The following is an 18,692-nucleotide window of genomic DNA, read 5'->3' as shown; positions in this document are numbered from 1 at the left end:
TGTCATCTTTATATTCGTAATAATTTGTTTATAGTTTGTTATCCTATCATTTTCACCAACTCTCAAGACTTTCTTAAATGGTATCAAAAAAGCCATCTTCAACACGAAGACGACTTTTTTCTTAAATCATTTCATTAAAATCCCAGACTTCTGTCCAACCTTGATAAAATTCAGGTTCGTGACAGACCATGAGAATTGATCCTTTGTAAGCTTGTAAAGCTCGACTTAGCTCGGTTTTCGCATCTGCATCCAAATGATTGGTTGGCTCGTCAAGAATAAGAACATTGTTTTCACGGTTCATGAGTAGACAAAAACGTACCTTGGCTTGTTCACCACCTGATAAGACTTGGATTTGACTTTCAATATGTTTTGAGGTCAATCCACACTTGGCTAAAGCTGCACGAACTTCAGCTTGGTTAAGCGCAGGAAAGGCATCCCAAACCGCTTCTAATGGCGTTTGACGATTGCCACCAGCAACTTCTTGCTCAAAGTAACCAATTTCTAAGAAATCACCCGTCTCAACGGATCCTTCAAGGGGTTTGATTTCTCCCAAGAGACTCTTCAAAAGAGTTGTTTTTCCGATACCATTAGCTCCTGTGATAGCAACCTTTTGATTACGCTCAAAGGTTAGGTTTAAAGGCTTTCTGGTCAGCGGACGATCATAACCGATCACTAAATCCTTAGTTTGGAAGATAAAGCGACTCGGTGTCCGAGATTCCTTAAAGTGGAATTCAGGTTTTGGCTTTTCCTTATCAAGCTCAATCAGGTCCATCTTATCCAACTTTTTCTGACGAGACATGGCCATGTTACGAGTTGCCACACGCGCTTTATTTCGTTGAACAAAATCCTGTAAGTCAGCAATTTCTTTTTGTTGACGTTCGTAAGCAGCTTCTTTTTGCGCTTTTTTCATAGCATGAACTTCCTGGAATTGATAATAATCACCAGAATAACGCACTAAATCCTGATTTTCAACATGATAGACAATGTTAATCACATCGTTAAGGAATGGGATATCATGAGAAATAAGCACGAAAGCATTTTCGTAATTCTGCAAATAACGCTTGAGCCAGTCAATATGTTCGGCATCCAAATAGTTGGTCGGCTCATCCAAAAGAAGAATATCAGGTTTTTCAAGAAGAAGTTTTGCCAAGAGAACCTTAGTCCGTTGCCCTCCTGAAAGCTCTGTCACATCAGAATCCATCCCAAAATCCATGACACCTAGCGCTCGAGCTACTTCGTCAATCTTAGCATCCAAAGTGTAAAAATCACGAGACTCTAAGCGATCTTGCAACTCTCCAACTTCTTCCATTAGAGCATCAACATCGGCTCCCTCATCAGCCATAGACATATAAATGTCATTGATACGGGCTTCTGTTTTGAAGAGATCATCAAAGGCTGTTCGCAAAACATCACGAACGGATTGACCTGCTTCAAGAACAGTATGTTGGTCCAAATAACCTGCTGTGACATATTTTGACCATTCAATTTTGCCCTCATCAGGTTGCAAATGCCCTGTCACGATACTCATGAAGGTTGATTTTCCCTCACCATTAGCACCGACAAGTCCGATATGTTCCCCTTTTAAGAGACGAAACGATACATTCTCAAAAATAGCACGATCACCAAAACCGTGACTTAGATTCTTAACTTCTAAAATACTCATAATAATCCTTTATAATATCAATTCAATCTTAACTATTATAACGTAAATTAAGGTAAAAATAAAATAGCTAGACAGGAAATCTATCCGTTCTAACTGATTAAGCATCTGATTGAGCAAAGACCAATTTACCATCTTCAATTTAGCAATAGGAGCTAACGAAGTAACCTTAACCCCCATATCTTCAATCAATTGGTGTCCATTTTAGAAGGATTTTTCAATAACAATTCCGACTCCTTCAACGTGGGCTCCAGCTTGTTCAATGATTTCAATCAACCCTTCAGCAGCTTGACCTTTGGCTAAAAAATCATCAACAATCAATACTCTATCGTCTTTGTTTAAGAATTTTCCAGCAATCGAAACAGTTGAAGTTACCTGCTTAGTGAAAGAATAAACTTCAGCTGTTAAGATACCTTCTGTCATAGTGATATTCTTATATTTTTTGGCAAAAATCATAGGCACATCAAGCGATTCAGCGGCATAAGCTGCTGGAGCAATACCAGATGCTTCAATTGTAACCACCTTGGTAATTCCAGCCTCTTTGTAAGCTTTTGCAAAAACTTTTCCGATAGTTTCATTAATTTGTAATCCACCTGGTGTGTTAAAAAAGAATCAACTTTAAGGATATTTTCCCCTAAAACTTGTCCATCTTTTAAAATACGTTCTTCCAATTGTTGCATAAGCGCGCTCCTTTTTCTTTAGGGAGCTGGATCGACAATAGATTAATAAACACATTTGTTTACTTATTGTCAGACATAAGGTGTCTGGTAGAGACACTGGCCCCATCATATTCCAGCATAAATAAGTTAGTACTACTTAATCTTATCATTTTTTCTAGTACTTTCCTAGCTAATAAAGTAAAAAAGACAGAGAGACTAGCATTTTCATCCAAGTCTCCTTTCATCTTTATATAGAATCACCATTCCAAATTGAGTTTTTTACGATGACATAATCAACAAACTTCAGACTTTCAACATCCTTACCACCTGCGTAAGAAATTGATGATTGTAGGTCTTGTTGCATCTCAGTCAATGTATCTTGGAGATGACCTTTAGTTGGAAGAAGGATTTTTTTACCTTCAACATTTTTGTGTTCGCCTTTTTGATATTCTGATGCTGAACCATAGTATTCTTTGAAAGTTTCTCCATCAACTTCAACGGTTTTTCCTGGACTTTCAATGTGTCCAGCAAATAGAGAACCAATCATAACCATGCTTGCACCAAAACGAATTGATTTTGCAATATCACCGTGAGTACGCACACCACCATCAGCAATAATTGGTTTACGAGCAGCTTTCGAACACCAACGTAACGCTGCCAATTGCCAACCACCTGTACCAAAACCAGTTTTAACTTTTGTGATACATACTTTACCTGGTCCAATACCAACTTTCGTAGCATCTGCACCAGCATTTTCCAATTCACGAACACCTTCAGGCGTTCCAACATTACCAGCAATAACAAAAGTATCTGGAAGTTCATCTTTGATATGTTTAATCATTTTGATAACACTATCAGCATGACCATGAGCAATATCAATGGTGATAAATTCTGGGACATCATCTTTCAAAGATCTTACAAAATCATATTCATATTCTTTAACACCTACTGAAATAGAAGCAATCAATCCTTGATCATGCATGCGTTTAATAAAGGGTTTACGTGCGTCTTCATCAAAACGATGCATGATATAGAAATAACCACCTTTAGCCAATTGTTCAGCAACTTCTTCGTCGATAATAGTTTGCATGTTAGCAGGTACAACAGGCATTTTAAAAGTATATTTACCTAATGATACAGTTGTCTCAGCTTCAGAACGGCTGTTGATGATACATTTATTAGGCACTAATTGAATATCTTCATAGTCAAAAACTGGTAAATCACTAAACATAAAAATCCTCATTTCTATTGCAGGGTAGGCCATGACAACTAAAATGAGGAAAATGTTTTATTTTTCGGTCATTCTTCGTCAAAAACCTACAGAATTCTAAGAACCTGCAACACTAAAAAACTATAATGACCTTCCTATAACTACGAATTCGTAGCATCGCTAAGCAGTTTTTCTGCTCTTCCTCCTTATATACTACTAAAGTTGTCAGTTTTTTACAATTTTTTCTTTGTTTTATCAAATAATATTCGTTTTTAACGAACATTATTCCTACTCCTCATTTATAAAACTCATAAATTGCAGCCTTACTTGCTAAATAGTACAATAGGATTATGTTATATCCTGTTAAATTAAAATGCTACTACTTCCTAGAAAATGATGAAATCTTTCTTGAATGGCTACAATCTTCTTTTAGCAATCTCTTTGATTTAATCTTAATAAAAGGTACTGTTACTAACAACCAAATAGGTCACTATATATCATTAAATAAAAATCAACAACTTCTTCTCTACTCAGCCAATCAAGAGATCCTACTCAACATTCCTGAGGATTTCTCTGATAATGCTTCATTTATCCTTCAATTAAGTCAACAACTAACACAATTTTATCAAGTATTAAACACTTATCCGGATAAACACCCTATGAAGCTTACTTTTTTTGATGAAAATGGTCAAGTTGTTTATGATAATAAAGGATTCGATGGTAATTTCTTTTCTTTCAATCAAGAAGCTCAACCTTTGGAAGACTGGATTCAAGAGAAAATAAAAAATGATACTAAGCACCACCTCACCTTAACTGTCCCATCACCATCTTTTGATCACATTTTAATTCAAGACTATCGAGGTTTATATGATCAAGATGGAAACTTCTTCGGTACTTTCTCACAAGTTATTGATCTGAAGCCTTTATTGGAAGCGTACCTAGAAGACTCTGGACAAGCCATAGTTGGATGGTCTGATACCACATCAGGAGCCTCTATAACAAATAATCTATTAGAGGATTGAAATCAGTCAATGAGTGATGGGTGTTTCTGATAATAATTTAGATAGTATTGTATAAAAAATGAGATAGAACTTTGGGTTCTATCTCATTTTTTTGTTTATTTAACAAGGTCTGTTGCGACATCTTCGCCAAACCACTTGTTTGAAATTTCTTGGAATTTTCCTTCTTCATACAATTTCTTGAAGGCTGCATTAACTTTATTAACCAAAGTTTTATCAGCTTTACGTGCACCTACTGCAAAGGCTTCTCCTTCGAAATCTCCTGTTACGATATTATACTGATCAATGTCCCCTTCTTCTTGAAGATAATAGTTAGCATAAACACGATCGATAAGAAGACCATCAATGCGATCATTTTTTAAATCAATAAGAGCTTGGGTAAAGGTTTCGTATTGAGTGGCATCCCCATCTTTAACGAAATCTTTTAATACTTTAGGATTAGCTGAGAAGGCTTCATAACCAGATGAGCCTGACTGTGCTCCCAAAACCTTGTCCTTCATATCTTTAAAATCTGTAATATTGCTAGATTTTTTAGATACCAGCACTTGCTCATTTTTCATGTATGGGTTAGTAAAGGCAAGCTTTTCCTCACGTTCTTTGGTGACAGAATAACCATTCCAAATCATGTCAATATTTCCATTGTCAAGCTCTGTTTCTTTTAGATCCCAGTTAATAGCTTGCCACTTCACTTTAATGCCATATTCCTTAAAAACAGCATTAGCGAGATCTATATCAAAACCAACATTTTTACCTGATTTATCTTTATAACCCATGGGTACAAAAGTATTATCAAAACCGATTGTGATTGTTTTATTCTCTTGATAGGTTTTCCAGTTATCTTTTGAAGTCTTTTCTTTAGCTTTATTTGAACCACAGGCAACTAAAAGCAAGGCTGCAACAGCTAGCGTCAAGACTGTCATTAATTTCTTAATCATATATCTTCCCCCTTGTTACTTGGGATTGACCTTTAAAATATCATCTGCAATATTTTCAGCAAAGGCCAAATCGTGCGTCACCACAATCTGGGTAATACCCGTTTCGCGGTTTTGTAAAATCAACTGTTCTACTTCTTTTCGAAGCTCAGGATCCAAAGCAGATGTTGGTTCGTCATAACCAATAATCTGTGGATCAATCATCATAGCACGTGCCAAGGCGACCCTTTGTTTTTGACCGCCAGATAGGGAGTGGGGATACACCTCAACATGTTCCCCCAAACCTAAACGATTTAACAAGCCAATCGCTTTTTCTTTAGCGACATCTTTTGAGGTACCCATTGTTTTCATAGGTGATAAGATTAAATTTTCCAAAACAGTCATGTGTGGGAAAAGTTGAAAATCTTGGAAGACAAAACCAAGTAAATTGCGCTCTTCAAGATGGTCAATGGCAACTTCTTCACCGTTATAAATGATTTGGCCTGAATCTACTTTTTCCAAACCAGCCAGCATACGCAGAAGGGTTGTTTTTCCTCCACCAGACGGACCTACCAAAGCTAGAATACGGCCTTGAGAAATAGTCAAATTAAAATTTTCAAAAATAACTTTCGAGCCATAAGCTTTAGAAATATTTTTCAATTCTAACATAAGGCTTCCTTTCTAATGCGACCATAGAGCGATAGTCACTAAAACATTTATTATTTATAATAGTTGAATTTTTTCTCAACTTGTTTAGAAATGATGGTAACAAGCCCAATCAAGATAAGGTAGATAGCACCTGCAATAAACATTGGAGCTAAGGTTGCATCACGGTTTGCAGCTGTCTTACTTGCCAACAACAAGTCACCGACACCTAATACATAAACTAGAGATGAATCTTTGACTAGATTAATGACTTCATTGAAGACACTAGGTAAAACCACTTTGAATACTTGAGGCAAAATGATGTAGCGAACCGTTTGAAAGGGGTTAAATTTCAACACTTTTGCAGCTTCGTATTGCCCTTTAGGGATAGCTTCAATTCCCCCACGAAAGATTTCTGCAAAATAGGCTGCATAATTAAGGGTAAAAGCAAGAATAGCTGCTGGCATACGATCCATTGTTATACCGACACTTGGTAAGACATAATAGAAGAAAATGAGCTGTAATAAGAGCGGTGTACCACGCATCACCCAGATATAAAGCGTAATAAACCACTCTAATAGCTTAAATCTAACTTGCATCAAAAAGGCAAGCACGGCTCCAATCGGAATGGATAATGTAATGACAATAAAAAATACTTGTAAGGTAACTAAAGCCCCTTGTAATAAGCTAGGCAGTACCTCTGTTAAATAGGTCATAGGTGACTCCAAAAAAATTATTTCTGTATATTATATCAAAATTTTAGATGTTTTAGAAGAAAATATTGAGAAATACAGCTTAAAATTCATCAAAAATAGTTTAAAATGCAAAAAGAAGTGATATCGAACTTTTCTAATTGTCTAAAGTTCACTATACCACTCCATTTTTAGAAAGGGGCACTGATTGAGTGTTAACTACTGGCAAATAAAGTGTTATTAGCAGTTTAATGAAACCACTTTGCTCTATTACTCCATCATGCTTAAAGTTTTTTTACAAATTCTGATTTAAGTTTCATAGCTCCGAAACCATCGACCTTACAATCAATATTATGATCACCATCAACTAGGCGAATATTTTTAACACGAGTGCCTTGTTTAATATCTTTTGGAGCACCTTTAACTTTAAGATCCTTAATAACAGTAACAGTATCACCATCTGCTAGACGAGTACCATTGCTGTCCTTAACAACCAATCCCTCTTCTTCAGCCACTTCACTTGGTGACCATTCGTAAGCACATTCAGGGCAAACGAGTAAGGTTCCATCTTCATAAACATACTCTGAATTACATTTTGGACAATTTGGTAATGACATCATATCTCCTAGATAAAAATAATACTCCTTATTTTACTTTAGAATCCTTAATTTGGCAAGCCTTTAAGAAGCAAAAAAGATGACAGTTATTGCCATCTTTAGCTCAAATGCTTATTTTTGTAATCCTTCGACACTAGTAACGATTTCAGCAACCAATCCTTGATCTTCAAGTCCTGTTACTTCAACAACCACATCGCTCAATGATTTTTCAGCTAATAACTTTTGTAATTGAACACTTTGTTCATCGTTACTGTCTTGGTAAGCAAAGACGTATGCGACTGTTTTTAGGAGATTACTATAGGATAATCCGCGGTCACGTAATTCACGAATTGGACGGATAAAACGTTCATCAAAGCCAAGTTTACGAATTGGTGTACGAGCCACACGGACAACATCATCAACGATATAAGGGTTTTCAAAACGACCAATAATCACATCATGATAGGCTTTTAGGTCTGATTCATCAAATCCCCACTTAGCAATGAGAAGAGAACGTATTTCAGCTAGTACAGCCTCTAACTGTGCTTTAACATCTGTATTTTGAAGAGCTTCAAGAATGGTTTTGGCACCATAATAAGCACCTGTATAAGCTGAAGTTGCATGACCTGAGTTAACAGAGAATAATTTACGTTCAATGAAGGGTTCTAAATCTTCTTCGTAATGTACCCCTTCCAATTTTAAGTGAGGATTTTTCATGCGACTTGTCTCAACAACCCATTCGTTAAATGGTTCAACGACAACAAAGAGGGGATCCTCATGACTTTGGGCTGGTACAATACGGTCAACAGCTGCATTAGGAAAACCAACATACTCTTCAACGTAGGCTAATTCGTCTCCTGAGAGATATTTTTGGACTTCTTCATACAAGAATTGCGAACCACCGATCATGTTTTCGCAGGCTAAAATATCAATAGCTTGTGTACTACCAGCTTCCTTACGCACTTTCAAACCATCTGCAATTAATTCTGCTATAAATGGTAAAATATTGGGTCCAATAGCTGTCGTAATTAAATCAGCTTCTGCTACTGCTGCGACAACATCTGCAGGATTTTTAGCATTGTTAATCCCTGAAACATTTGAAACAGTAATATGGCGCTTACCATCTTCAGCAATTTCAATATCATAGCTGTGGCGATCATTCAAAGCATCAATAATCGTTTCATTGACATCTACAAAATTAATGGCAAAATCGTTAGCAAATAAAATTTCTCCGATAAAACCACGTCCAATATTACCTGCGCCAAAGTGTACTGCTTTTTTCATTATGTTCTCCTTCTTATGCAACACTGTTCAATAAACGAATAATATCATCTTCTGTTTGAGCATCTGCCAATTTGACGACATTGTCGACGTCAGCACAGAAGATTGAAATCTTTTGGATCATATCTAAGTGCTCATCCCCTATACCAGCAATACCAAATAAAACAGTAGCTATTTGAGGATTTTCAGCAGTTCCAAAGTTTACCCCTTTAGGAACTTGAACAACTGTGATTCCAGATTTTAAAACTTCTTTTTTTGCCTCGTCTGTACCATGTGGGATAGCAATAAAGTTTCCCATATAGACAGATAATTCTTCGTTTCGTGTGATCATAGCATCAACATATGATGGGTTAACATAATCCCCATCCTTGAGAAGATTTCCACAATAGCGAATCGCTTCTTCTTTAGTTTCAAAAGTTTGATTTAACTTAATTAGTTCTTTTTCAAATTGCATGTTAATTCTCCAATTTCTTGATATTTTCTGTGAAAATTTGGTTCAGCAACTGATAGATAATCGCTTTATTACCAGTTTTATAAATCTCTGTATAGAGATGGTTTTCAATGATTGATTGACCAATTGCTGTCATCAGCTCCCTAACAGTATCGCTCTCATTCATGCCTGTCAGCATGACTAGTACCCTTGAAATAACTTCAGGTGTTCTATTCATAGAGATAGCTGATACAGGCTGTTCTAAATCACAAATGTAAAAACCTGACTGTTTGACACTGCTAGACTGCGTATGTAAAAGCATCAATCCAGTCTCAGGAATCGCCATTGGACTCTGCTCAAAGCGTTGAATTAACTTTGAAGATAAATAAGTACGATCTGTAATCCCCGGTAAAGCATTTACAACTGACACCACTGTATCTTCGAATGAGGCTTCATTGGCAAGCTGGAAGACATCGAAATGCTGCAACAAGTTTTGGCTAATCATTAGATAATCTTGAACATCAAAATTAGCTTCTATCGGCAAGTCCTCCCTAACCACGACATCACGATTTTCTTGAACACTCTGTAAGTAATCCTGCAAAGCGAGGAGTTCCTTCCCATCAGGGTAAATCGAGATAAAATAGAATTTTTCCTTTGTAGGTTGAGTGGTTAAAATAGCATCATACTGCTGAATAGCTGACTTTTCAAACTGACTTGGTGAAGTTACGCTTAATCGCTCGATAAAGGGAGCTAAGTTTTTAATCTTAGTTATTAAAAGCTCTCTAGCCAAGGGACGCTCGTCACTCAACAATAAGAGACGTATTGGATAAATATCAGGACTTCTTCTCAAACTAGAAGCAAAATGCAAGGTAATTAGTTCATATTCATTTTCTGTCTGCAAATACGGTGGAAAGATATCTTTTACCAATAAGCTGACAACTCTATGCAAATGGGAACTATGCTTTAAAGCACGATGTGCTATAACATTTTGCCCTGACTCTCCAAAAATTTCTGGGACAGCTAAACTCAAACGAATATGATTAAACAGAAACTTGAACAAAACTTGATCTTTAGCAAAATTAATTTTTGTATAGAGAGATACCTTATCAATTAAGTTTGAAATATTGTAATAAAACTCACTATCTACTTGTTCCTGAAAAAGTGGAACAGGTAGACGTTTGATGACAAATTCGTCTAAACGTTGAGCGAAATACAAAATCTCTTGTAAGTTAAAGAATTGACCAGACTGTTTCGCATAATCATTAAATAAGGATTGTGTTAGATCAAGTGCTTCTTTACTCACTGGACGACTTTGAAGTTCAAGTTGGTTAACATTAGCCAAGGTCAAGAGCACAATCAAGAAATGCCCCATAATCATGTCAAACTCAGGCAACTGATCTCCAATTTGCTCAAATAGTTTTTTAGCAATTTTAAACTGCTTAACATCAAACCATGGTAACTGTAAAAGCTCCAGTTTACTAAAGTCAGAAACTGCTAAACTTTGTGTCAAAATAACAGCCGCTAGCCACCTTTTCAAGCCATTATCACCCTCCAGTGAATAGCCTCCCTGACGGTTAATACAAAGTGAGAAATCATGAAACCGTTGCTCAATCGTCGAAATATCTTGAATAATAGTTACATTACTGACAGCAAATTGTTCCTGCAATAAGTCATTCGTTAAGGGCTCCTGCTCCATCAATAAAGAGAGAGCTATCAAGGAAAGCCTTTCTTTTTGAGAATAGTTTTCTTGGGAGTAATACTGTTCAAGATGGTCTAATTCACCAAATAGGTAATATTTACCAGATTCTTTCAAAATACTGATTTGAATCGTATTTAAACTCTCAGTCAAATCAGCAATCGTTCGATAAGTGGTTCGCTTAGATACTTGTAAAATATCGGTTAGTTGATTGACGGAAAGCTTTCCATATTCCTGGAAAGCTTTCAACAATTGTTCTTCTCGTTTTGACAATAGCATAAACTTATTATACTACTTTTCTATTCTTGCTTTCAATCTTACTTTAAAAGGCTTCTTTTAAGTAACATGATTGGGTTTTGGTAAGTATTATTTTGTCATTCTAGCGACCATTTTGTCGTATTCTGGTGTTGTAACAAGACTATCAACAACAAGCAATTGCGCTTCTGGTGCAGCTGATTGCGCATCAATTTGATTAGCAATAGTTGTAACAACTAAAATGTTTTTAGCATTGAAACGATCAAGGTCAGCAAAGGTCACTTTTGATACTGGAATACCGACATTTTTATTTTTAAAGATAGCAGAAAGGGTTGCTTGTCCCATTGTTGCAGAGCCTTCAGCTTTTCCATGGGCAAAGACAACTTCATCAATTTGATTCAGGTTAACTTTTTCGTCTGAAGACGTCACTGGTTTTTTAAATGTTGACATAGCAACGACTTCTTCTTCAGTTAACAATGAAACAATTTCATCGTATTTTGGTGTTGCCAAGAAATTATCCACTGACACGTGTGCGGCGCGTGGCGTACGTTGGTAAGCACGTGGTGTTAACTCTTCTTGAGTCACAATCAAGGTGCGTTCAACATCGGTAAGATTTGAAATAGCCTTATTTGTAACAGGAATATTAAGCCCTGCTTTTTTCACTTTATCGCGAAGGATTGAAGCCCCCATAGCTGAGCTTCCCATACCAGCGTCACAGGCAAAGATAATTTGGTCAATGCTTTTAGCTGAAATGTCTTCTGTGGTTGGTGCAGACGCTGTTGAAGTTGATTGACCTTTAGACTGTGCTTTAGCGGCTGCGGTTGCTGCTTGAGCTTGTTCTAAATCATTAGCAGTAGATTTGTCTGTTTTAAGGATTACAGAAGCAACTAGGAACGAAGCAACTGTTGCAGCCAAAACACCAGCAAGGACAACTAAATGTGGTCCAAATCCTTTAGGAGCCATTGCCATAATCGCAATGATTGATCCCGGTGACGATGGTGATGTCAATCCAGCTCCAAGAAGTTGGAAAGTGAAAGTACCAGTTACACCTCCTGCGATAGCTGCTAAAAACATAGCAGGTTTCATCATAACGTATGGGAAATAAATTTCGTGGATACCACCAAGGAAGTGAATGATTGTTGCTCCCCATGATGATGATTTGGCAGAGCCTTTTCCAAAGATACCATAAGCAAGAAGGATACCAAGACCAGGTCCAGGGTTTGCTTCAAGAAGGTAAAGAATTGATTTCCCAGTAGCTGCTGCTTGTTCTGTACCAAGTGGTGTAAAGATACCATGGTTAAGCGCGTTGTTCAAGAATAGAACTTTTGCAGGTTCAATAATCAAGTTAGCAATTGGTAAGAGTTTGGCATCAACGATTGCTTGAACACCGTCACCAACCCAACCTGTCAAGGTTGCAACGACAGGTCCGATAGCAAAGAATGCGATAAGAACTAAGCCAAAACCAATAAGACCAGCTGAGAAGTTGTTCACCAACATTTCAAATCCAGTTGGAATTTTTGATTGGAATTTTTCATCAAATTTTTTGATGAGCCATCCTCCAAGTGGTCCCATAATCATTGCACCAATAAACATCGGAACTGATGAACCTGCGATTGCTCCAAATGTTGCGATAGCACCTACCACGCCTCCACGTTGAGCATAAACATTATAACCACCAGTATAACCGATAAGAATTGGAAGTAGATAAGTCAACATCGGACTTACGACTGTAGCTAATTTTTCATTTGGTAGATAACCAGCTTCAATGAAGAGTGCCGTGATTAACCCCCAGGCGATAAATGCCCCAATGTTGGGCATGACCATATTAGAAAGCGAAGTTCCAAGTTTTTGGATTTTCACTTTTAATGATGATTGTTGTTCCATAAGAACGCCTCCTAAATTTTTTACTCACTAATGATAACATTAAAGCGTTTTCTGTCACACTCAAACTTTGACACAATTTTTGTGCCAAAAAAATGCCTGACACAAATCAGACATTTTTTATCACTATCTTAACTTATTCAACAGTAACAGCTTTTGCAAGGTTACGTGGTTTATCAACGTCAAGACCACGTTGAAGCGATGCGTAGTAAGCAATCAATTGTGTTGGAATAACCATACCGATAGTTGCAAGGAATGGGTGAACTTTATTGACAACAATATCATCACCTTCACGTTCTAACCCTTCTTCTACCACAGTAAGAACATTTGCGCCACGGGCTGCGACTTCTTGGATATTACCACGAGTATGTGCCGCTACCAATTCACTTGAAGAAATCAAACCGATAACTGGTGTACCATCTTCAATCAATGAAATCGTACCATGTTTCAATTCACCGGCAGCAAATCCTTCACATTGGATATATGAGATTTCTTTCAATTTTAGTGAAGCTTCCATTGCGACATAGTAATCATTGCCTCGACCGATATAGAATGCGTTGCGAGTTGTCGAAAGAAGTTTTTCAACTTTGTCAGCAATCACATCTTTTTCAGAAAGTGTAGCTTCGATAGATTGGGCAACCAATGACAACTCATGTACCAAGTCAAACTCAAGCGCTTCTGCTTTACCATTTGCTTCACCAACCGCTTTAGCTAAGAAAGCAAGGGCTGCAACTTGCGCTGTATAAGCTTTTGTCGAAGCAACAGCAATTTCAGGTCCAGCGTGAAGTAACATTGTGTAAGTTGCTTCACGTGACAAAGTAGATCCAGGCACATTTGTCACTGTCAAACTTGGAATACCCATTTCATTTGCTTTCACAAGAACCTGACGACTATCTGCTGTCTCTCCTGATTGACTGAGCAAGATAAACATTGGTTTTTCACTAAGAAGTGGCATATTATAGCCCCACTCAGATGCAACACCAAGCTCAACTGGCGTATCAGTTAGTTTTTCAAGCATTGCTTTTGAAGCAAAACCTGCATTGTATGATGTTCCTGCTGCAAGGATGTAAATACGGTCAGCCTCTTGAACAGACTTAACAATCGCAGGATCAATAGTCATATTTCCTTCGCTATCAGCATAAGTTGAAATCAACTTACGCATAACAGTTGGTTGCTCATCAATTTCTTTCAGCATATAGAATGGATAAGTCCCTTTACCGATATCTGAAAGGTCAAGTTCAGCTGTGTAAGAATCACGTTCAATTTCGTTACCATCGTAGTCAGTAACTGTTGCTGAATCTTTTGTCAAAATAACCAACTCTTTATCGTGAATTTCCATAAATTCAGAAGTTTCACGAATCATGGCCATGGCATCTGAGCAAACCATGTTGTAACCATCACCTAAACCAATCAAGAGTGGTGATTTATTTTTTGCGACATAAATAGTATCTGTATCTTCAGAATCAACCAAAGCAAATGCATATGACCCTTCAATGATTGTTAGAGCCTTCTTAAAAGCTTCAAGAACAGATAAACCATCTTCTACAAATTGTCCAATCAAATGAACAGCAATTTCAGTATCCGTTTGACCTTTTAAGTCATGACCTGAAAGGTACTCTTCTTTGATTTGAAGGTAGTTTTCAATAACACCATTGTGAACCAAATTAAAACGCCCAGTTGCTGATGTATGTGGGTGCGCATTATCTTCAGTTGCTTGGCCGTGTGTTGCCCAACGAGTATGACCAATACCAGTACTACCAGCAACATCAATACCGATTTTAGCACGTAGGTCAGCAATACGACCAACTGATTTGACAAGACTAGAATTATCACCGTTAGCAACATAAATACCGGCTGAGTCATAACCACGATATTCTAATTTTTCAAGACCTTGCATCAAGATATCTGTTGCATTACGATTTCCTACAACACCAACAATTCCACACATAAATTTCTTTATAGTTATCTTATATAGATAACTACTCCTCCTTTTTTCAATTCTAAATTGGTATAGTCATTTATACCTCAAAAATAAGACATTGTTAGTATATAACGTTATATTGATTATGTCAATATAAAAAATTGGTATAGTCATTTATTTGAAAAATCCAAAGGAAGTGAGCAAGAACTCCTGAAGGCAAGTAAGAGTTGTTCTCTTCTTCTTTAAATTTGAAGGCTTAGGTCTGAAGCTGCCCACTGGACAGTCTTGCTTTCTTAGAATAGAAGTCCTTAACCAACTGGTGCATCAGAAGCGCTAAAAGCGATAAATCGCTAAGGATTTCCCCCAACCACTACGTCAACTTGATCTCTCAAAATATATGAAAAAGCCGGACTTTTTGCCCGACCTCTTTTACTAATTATTGACTCTCAATAAAGCCAAATGATTCAAACGGAAAGACTTTAAAAGTTAACACTCCTCTTACCTGCGCATGACTGATGACACCGAACGTCCGGCTATCCTTTAAATCTTGACGATTGTCATTCAATACAAAATAAGAATCTTTATCAGTCTTAGCCTTCATGGCCTTGTTCACTCCCCTTAAGTTAAAATCCGTTGTAAAATTCATTTGATGATTATTTTCTGTCAGATAAGCAGACTTCAATTTCTCAATGTAAGGTTCCGATTTGATTTTACCATTGATATAAAGAACATCATCCATTGAAGTTACACTATCTTCACCTTTGGCAATGAAACGGCTAATGTAAGTCTTACCATCCACATCATAAACAATAAAATCATTTTCTTTAGGCTTTATTTGTTTATTATAAATGAGAACATCCCCAGGCTTCAAAAAACTATTTTCACTTTCTTGAGTAACTTTTACTGTAGATATATAAAATCTCCCAATAAAAAAAAGAACCAGAAAAAAAATAATTGCTAAAATAATATTCCGAATTAAATCACGCTTTACCATACTTAACGACTCCTTACTTCAATTATTATTATAGCATGTTTCCCAGTATAAAAAAAGGAGTGGAAAAGAACTCACCTAAACAAATTGAACTCATTTTCTCAACTCCCCCGAAATTCACTGCCATCAGCTTTAAAACTTAAGCCTAGAAAGATGATAACAATAATCCTATAGGTTAACCTAACCTGATAAATATCACCTCAAAAGGCTGGACATAAGCCCAGCCTCTAATCAATATACCAATTTTCTGCTTATTGAACAGTGCGGATACGCATTGTGTTAGTTCCACCTGAACCAACTGGTACACCAGCAACGATAACAATGTTATCACCTGATTGTACAAGTCCAGTTTCAAGAGCAACTTTTTCAGCTAATTCAAACATATCATCAGTTGTATCTGGTTTTGAAGTTACTACTGGAATGATACCCCAATACAACATCAATGAACGTTGTACTTTTTCATCAAAGGTAACTGCCAAGATGTCTGCATCTGGACGGAATTTAGAAATAGCGCGTGCAGTATTACCTGATTCAGTAATTGTAACAACAAGTTTAATGTCCATAGAGTGTGAAGCATCTTTAACTGCCGAAGCAACGGCATCAGTTTTATTAGTACGTGGAAATGCTGAAGAATCTAAACGACCATACTCATTAAGAAGTCCTTGTGCATTTTTATCAATAGTAGCCATAGTTTTAACAGCTTCAACTGGATATTTACCATTAGCTGACTCACCTGAAAGCATTGTTGCATCAGTACCATCGATAACAGCGTTGAAAACGTCAGATACTTCTGAACGAGTTGCACGTGGTTTATCAGTCATTGTTTCAAGCATGTTTGTTGCTGTAATAACTGCTTTTCCAGCCGCATTAACTTTAGTGATAATCATTTTTTGGAATACTGGAACCATTTCAAATGGAACTTCGATACCCATATCACCACGAGCAATCATGATACCATCAGCTGCTTCGATGATTTCATCAATATTATCGATACCTTGTTGGTTCTCAATTTTCGCAAACAATTGAACGTGTTCGTTACCAGTTTCTTTACAGATTGCACGAACTTCTTCAACGTCTTTTGCTGTACGTACAAATGAGATAGCGATAAAGTTAAGACCTTGCTCAAGACCAAAACGGATATCAGCATTATCACGTTCAGCGAGTGCTGGGAAAGGAATCTTAGTATTTGGGATATTAACACCTTTTTGTTTAGCAATAATCCCATCATTTTCAACTTCTACAACGAACTCACGCTTTGCAATATCCTTTTCAACAACACGTAAACCAAGTTTACCATCATCGATAAGAATAGTATTTCCTACTGATACCTCATCATAGATATCTAAAGCACCTGCTACGTTCAATGCAATAACATCACGAGTTGATTTTTGTCCTTGAGTTGTAGCAACACGAATTTTTTCTCCAGTTACGTATGAAAATTCTTTGTCGTCTCCTTCAAAAAGCTCTGTACGCATTTCTGGTCCTTTTGTATCAAGAAGGAAACCAACTTTTTGACGTGCCAACTCCTCAGCACGACGTACAGTAGCCATACGAGCACCTTGCTCTTCATGATCACCATGTGAGAAGTTGAAACGGAAAACATTAGCTCCTGCTTCAATCAATTCAGCAATTTTAGCTGCTGATGTTTCAACATCTAGTTGCTCACCCCAGTAGCCATCTTCTCCAAAACGTTTGCCACCACGGATTTCAACGGCTGGACCAAGTGTTGCAACGATTTTTACACGTTTATTCATCATGATATATAAAAACTCCCTTTATTTTTTGTCGATTATCGACGGTTACCCATAATTTAAAAATGATCTTGATATTAGTTTGCCAAATCTTTATTCAATTTAGCGAAATCTAAGCGTGCTTTATGAGGATTGTTAACGACAATCTTATCACCTTCAAGAGAGAATAAAGCACCTTCTTCAGCTGTTCCAAGAATTGGACTTTCAACTAAAGCTTCTTTTTGAATACCGACAGCAACTCCACCACGACCTTCTTTAAGAAGTTCAACAGCACGAGCTCCCATCCATGAAGCTAACACACGGTCACGAGCAGTTGGTGCACCACCACGGAGTAAGTGTCCTAAGTTAGTGACACGAAGATCTGAATCATCTCCTGCTTCTTTCAACTTAGCAGCAAATTCTTCACCACTCATGACACCTTCAGCAAGAACGATGATATGGTGTTTTTTGTTGCGACTATAGCCTTCTTTAATTTTAGCAACAACTTCATCGATATCATACTCTTCTTCAGGAATGATAATTTGGTCAGCGCCTGACGCGATACCAGACCAAAGTGCAATATCCCCAGCATTACGACCCATTACTTCAACAACAAAAGTACGATCGTGTGATGCAGATGTATCACGAATACGATCAAGAGCTTCAGTAGCTGTGCTTACAGCAGTATCGAATCCGATTGTATAATCTGTCCCAACAATATCATTATCAATTGTTCCTGGAAGACCAACAGCTGGGAAACCATGTTCTGTCAATCGCATAGCACCATGGTAAGAGCCATCTCCACCCACAACAACTACACCTTCAATACCGTGTTTTTTTAATTGTTCAATACCTTTTAATTGACCTTCTAAAGTCGCAAATTCAGGATAGCGAGCTGATTGAAGGAAGGTACCACCATTAGAAAGAATATTAGCAACTGTACCGGCTTCAAGTTGGAAAATGTCACCTTCGACCATACCAGCGTAACCGCGGTTAACACCGAAAACTTCCATTCCTTCTGTGATTGCCTTACGAGCTACTGCACGAACAGCAGCGTTCATACCTGGAGCGTCACCACCACTAGTTAAAACAGCAATACGTTTCATTTTGCATGT

At 37.3% G+C, this 18,692-nt stretch carries 14 protein-coding genes, 3 pseudogenes and 1 riboswitch; of the genes and pseudogenes, 1 reads left to right on the top strand and 16 read right to left on the bottom strand.

Annotated elements, in window-relative coordinates; genetic code table 11:
• Positions 1 to 121: 121 nt before the first annotated feature.
• From ACMZ6U_RS00240 to guaC, 3 genes and pseudogenes are all read right to left on the bottom strand, one after another.
• Positions 122 to 1,663: an ABC-F family ATP-binding cassette domain-containing protein gene (locus ACMZ6U_RS00240; protein WP_416105710.1), complete on the bottom strand. Its 1,542-nt coding sequence runs from the start codon at positions 1,661 to 1,663 to the stop codon at positions 122 to 124.
• Positions 1,664 to 1,760: 97 nt separating this feature from the next.
• A pseudogene (locus tag ACMZ6U_RS00235) lies at positions 1,761 to 2,340 on the bottom strand (xanthine phosphoribosyltransferase).
• A 46-nt stretch (positions 2,341 to 2,386) separates the two neighbouring features.
• Positions 2,387 to 2,485, bottom strand: a riboswitch (purine riboswitch).
• 81 nt (positions 2,486 to 2,566) lie between these two features.
• Positions 2,567 to 3,550, bottom strand: a complete 984-nt coding sequence (guaC, locus tag ACMZ6U_RS00230; RefSeq protein ID WP_416105709.1) for a GMP reductase — start codon at positions 3,548 to 3,550, stop codon at positions 2,567 to 2,569.
• Between the two features lie 329 nt (positions 3,551 to 3,879).
• On the opposite strand from guaC, the gene ACMZ6U_RS00225 reads away from it, so the two are divergent.
• Positions 3,880 to 4,551 (top strand): hypothetical protein, encoded by a 672-nt coding sequence (locus tag ACMZ6U_RS00225; protein WP_416105708.1) that lies wholly within the window; start codon positions 3,880 to 3,882, stop codon positions 4,549 to 4,551.
• A 95-nt stretch (positions 4,552 to 4,646) separates the two neighbouring features.
• Here ACMZ6U_RS00225 and ACMZ6U_RS00220 read toward each other — a convergent pair whose 3' ends face one another.
• The 13 genes and pseudogenes from ACMZ6U_RS00220 to pfkA form a co-directional block, all read right to left on the bottom strand.
• Positions 4,647 to 5,483, bottom strand: coding sequence for an amino acid ABC transporter substrate-binding protein (locus ACMZ6U_RS00220; RefSeq protein ID WP_416105707.1), 837 nt, complete (start codon positions 5,481 to 5,483; stop codon positions 4,647 to 4,649).
• A 15-nt stretch (positions 5,484 to 5,498) separates the two neighbouring features.
• Positions 5,499 to 6,128, bottom strand: coding sequence for an amino acid ABC transporter ATP-binding protein (locus tag ACMZ6U_RS00215; RefSeq protein ID WP_160544029.1), 630 nt, complete (start codon positions 6,126 to 6,128; stop codon positions 5,499 to 5,501).
• A 50-nt stretch (positions 6,129 to 6,178) separates the two neighbouring features.
• Complete coding sequence (locus tag ACMZ6U_RS00210) at positions 6,179 to 6,820, bottom strand: amino acid ABC transporter permease (protein ID WP_416105706.1); 642 nt, start codon at positions 6,818 to 6,820, stop codon at positions 6,179 to 6,181.
• Positions 6,821 to 7,080: 260 nt separating this feature from the next.
• Complete coding sequence (locus tag ACMZ6U_RS00205; protein WP_160544028.1) at positions 7,081 to 7,413, bottom strand: zinc ribbon domain-containing protein YjdM; 333 nt, start codon at positions 7,411 to 7,413, stop codon at positions 7,081 to 7,083.
• Between the two features lie 111 nt (positions 7,414 to 7,524).
• A complete protein-coding gene (locus ACMZ6U_RS00200; RefSeq protein ID WP_416105705.1) occupies positions 7,525 to 8,676 on the bottom strand; it encodes a mannitol-1-phosphate 5-dehydrogenase in 1,152 nt (383 codons plus the stop codon).
• A gap of 13 nt (positions 8,677 to 8,689) precedes the next feature.
• Positions 8,690 to 9,127: a PTS sugar transporter subunit IIA gene (locus ACMZ6U_RS00195; RefSeq protein WP_416105704.1), complete on the bottom strand. Its 438-nt coding sequence runs from the start codon at positions 9,125 to 9,127 to the stop codon at positions 8,690 to 8,692.
• A 1-nt stretch (position 9,128) separates the two neighbouring features.
• Positions 9,129 to 11,078: a BglG family transcription antiterminator gene (locus ACMZ6U_RS00190; protein WP_416105703.1), complete on the bottom strand. Its 1,950-nt coding sequence runs from the start codon at positions 11,076 to 11,078 to the stop codon at positions 9,129 to 9,131.
• Between the two features lie 87 nt (positions 11,079 to 11,165).
• A pseudogene (locus tag ACMZ6U_RS00185) lies at positions 11,166 to 11,456 on the bottom strand (PTS mannitol transporter subunit IIB); the annotation flags it as partial.
• A 69-nt stretch (positions 11,457 to 11,525) separates the two neighbouring features.
• Positions 11,526 to 12,938: pseudogene (locus ACMZ6U_RS00180) on the bottom strand (PTS mannitol transporter subunit IICB); the annotation flags it as partial.
• Positions 12,939 to 13,071: 133 nt separating this feature from the next.
• The gene (gene glmS / locus ACMZ6U_RS00175; protein ID WP_416105702.1) at positions 13,072 to 14,883 is read right to left on the bottom strand and encodes a glutamine--fructose-6-phosphate transaminase (isomerizing); all 1,812 of its coding nucleotides are present in this window, start codon (positions 14,881 to 14,883) and stop codon (positions 13,072 to 13,074) included.
• Between the two features lie 409 nt (positions 14,884 to 15,292).
• Complete coding sequence (lepB, locus tag ACMZ6U_RS00170; RefSeq protein ID WP_416105701.1) at positions 15,293 to 15,850, bottom strand: signal peptidase I; 558 nt, start codon at positions 15,848 to 15,850, stop codon at positions 15,293 to 15,295.
• 248 nt (positions 15,851 to 16,098) lie between these two features.
• Positions 16,099 to 17,601 (bottom strand): pyruvate kinase, encoded by a 1,503-nt coding sequence (pyk, locus tag ACMZ6U_RS00165; protein WP_416105746.1) that lies wholly within the window; start codon positions 17,599 to 17,601, stop codon positions 16,099 to 16,101.
• Between the two features lie 74 nt (positions 17,602 to 17,675).
• Positions 17,676 to 18,683, bottom strand: coding sequence for a 6-phosphofructokinase (pfkA, locus tag ACMZ6U_RS00160; RefSeq protein ID WP_416105700.1), 1,008 nt, complete (start codon positions 18,681 to 18,683; stop codon positions 17,676 to 17,678).
• Positions 18,684 to 18,692: the final 9 nt, after the last annotated feature.

The organism is Streptococcus pluranimalium (assembly GCF_047785745.1).
GTDB classification, from domain to species: Bacteria; Bacillota; Bacilli; order Lactobacillales; family Streptococcaceae; genus Streptococcus; species Streptococcus pluranimalium_B.
The sequence above is the reverse complement of the archived record's forward strand: the minus strand, read 5'-3'. Positions and strand labels throughout refer to the sequence as shown.

Coding starts and splice junctions, on each gene's coding strand:
- ACMZ6U_RS00205 (WP_160544028.1), bottom strand. CDS start 7,413: ATGTCATTACCAAATTGTCCAAAATGTAATTCAGAGTATGTTTATGAA.
- ACMZ6U_RS00240 (WP_416105710.1), bottom strand. CDS start 1,663: ATGAGTATTTTAGAAGTTAAGAATCTAAGTCACGGTTTTGGTGATCGT.
- pfkA (WP_416105700.1), bottom strand. CDS start 18,683: ATGAAACGTATTGCTGTTTTAACTAGTGGTGGTGACGCTCCAGGTATG.
- ACMZ6U_RS00195 (WP_416105704.1), bottom strand. CDS start 9,127: ATGCAATTTGAAAAAGAACTAATTAAGTTAAATCAAACTTTTGAAACT.
- pyk (WP_416105746.1), bottom strand. CDS start 17,601: ATGAATAAACGTGTAAAAATCGTTGCAACACTTGGTCCAGCCGTTGAA.
- lepB (WP_416105701.1), bottom strand. CDS start 15,850: ATGGTAAAGCGTGATTTAATTCGGAATATTATTTTAGCAATTATTTTT.
- ACMZ6U_RS00225 (WP_416105708.1), top strand. CDS start 3,880: ATGTTATATCCTGTTAAATTAAAATGCTACTACTTCCTAGAAAATGAT.
- ACMZ6U_RS00220 (WP_416105707.1), bottom strand. CDS start 5,483: ATGATTAAGAAATTAATGACAGTCTTGACGCTAGCTGTTGCAGCCTTG.
- ACMZ6U_RS00210 (WP_416105706.1), bottom strand. CDS start 6,820: ATGACCTATTTAACAGAGGTACTGCCTAGCTTATTACAAGGGGCTTTA.
- ACMZ6U_RS00200 (WP_416105705.1), bottom strand. CDS start 8,676: ATGAAAAAAGCAGTACACTTTGGCGCAGGTAATATTGGACGTGGTTTT.
- glmS (WP_416105702.1), bottom strand. CDS start 14,883: ATGTGTGGAATTGTTGGTGTTGTAGGAAATCGTAATGCAACAGATATC.
- guaC (WP_416105709.1), bottom strand. CDS start 3,550: ATGTTTAGTGATTTACCAGTTTTTGACTATGAAGATATTCAATTAGTG.
- ACMZ6U_RS00215 (WP_160544029.1), bottom strand. CDS start 6,128: ATGTTAGAATTGAAAAATATTTCTAAAGCTTATGGCTCGAAAGTTATT.
- ACMZ6U_RS00190 (WP_416105703.1), bottom strand. CDS start 11,078: ATGCTATTGTCAAAACGAGAAGAACAATTGTTGAAAGCTTTCCAGGAA.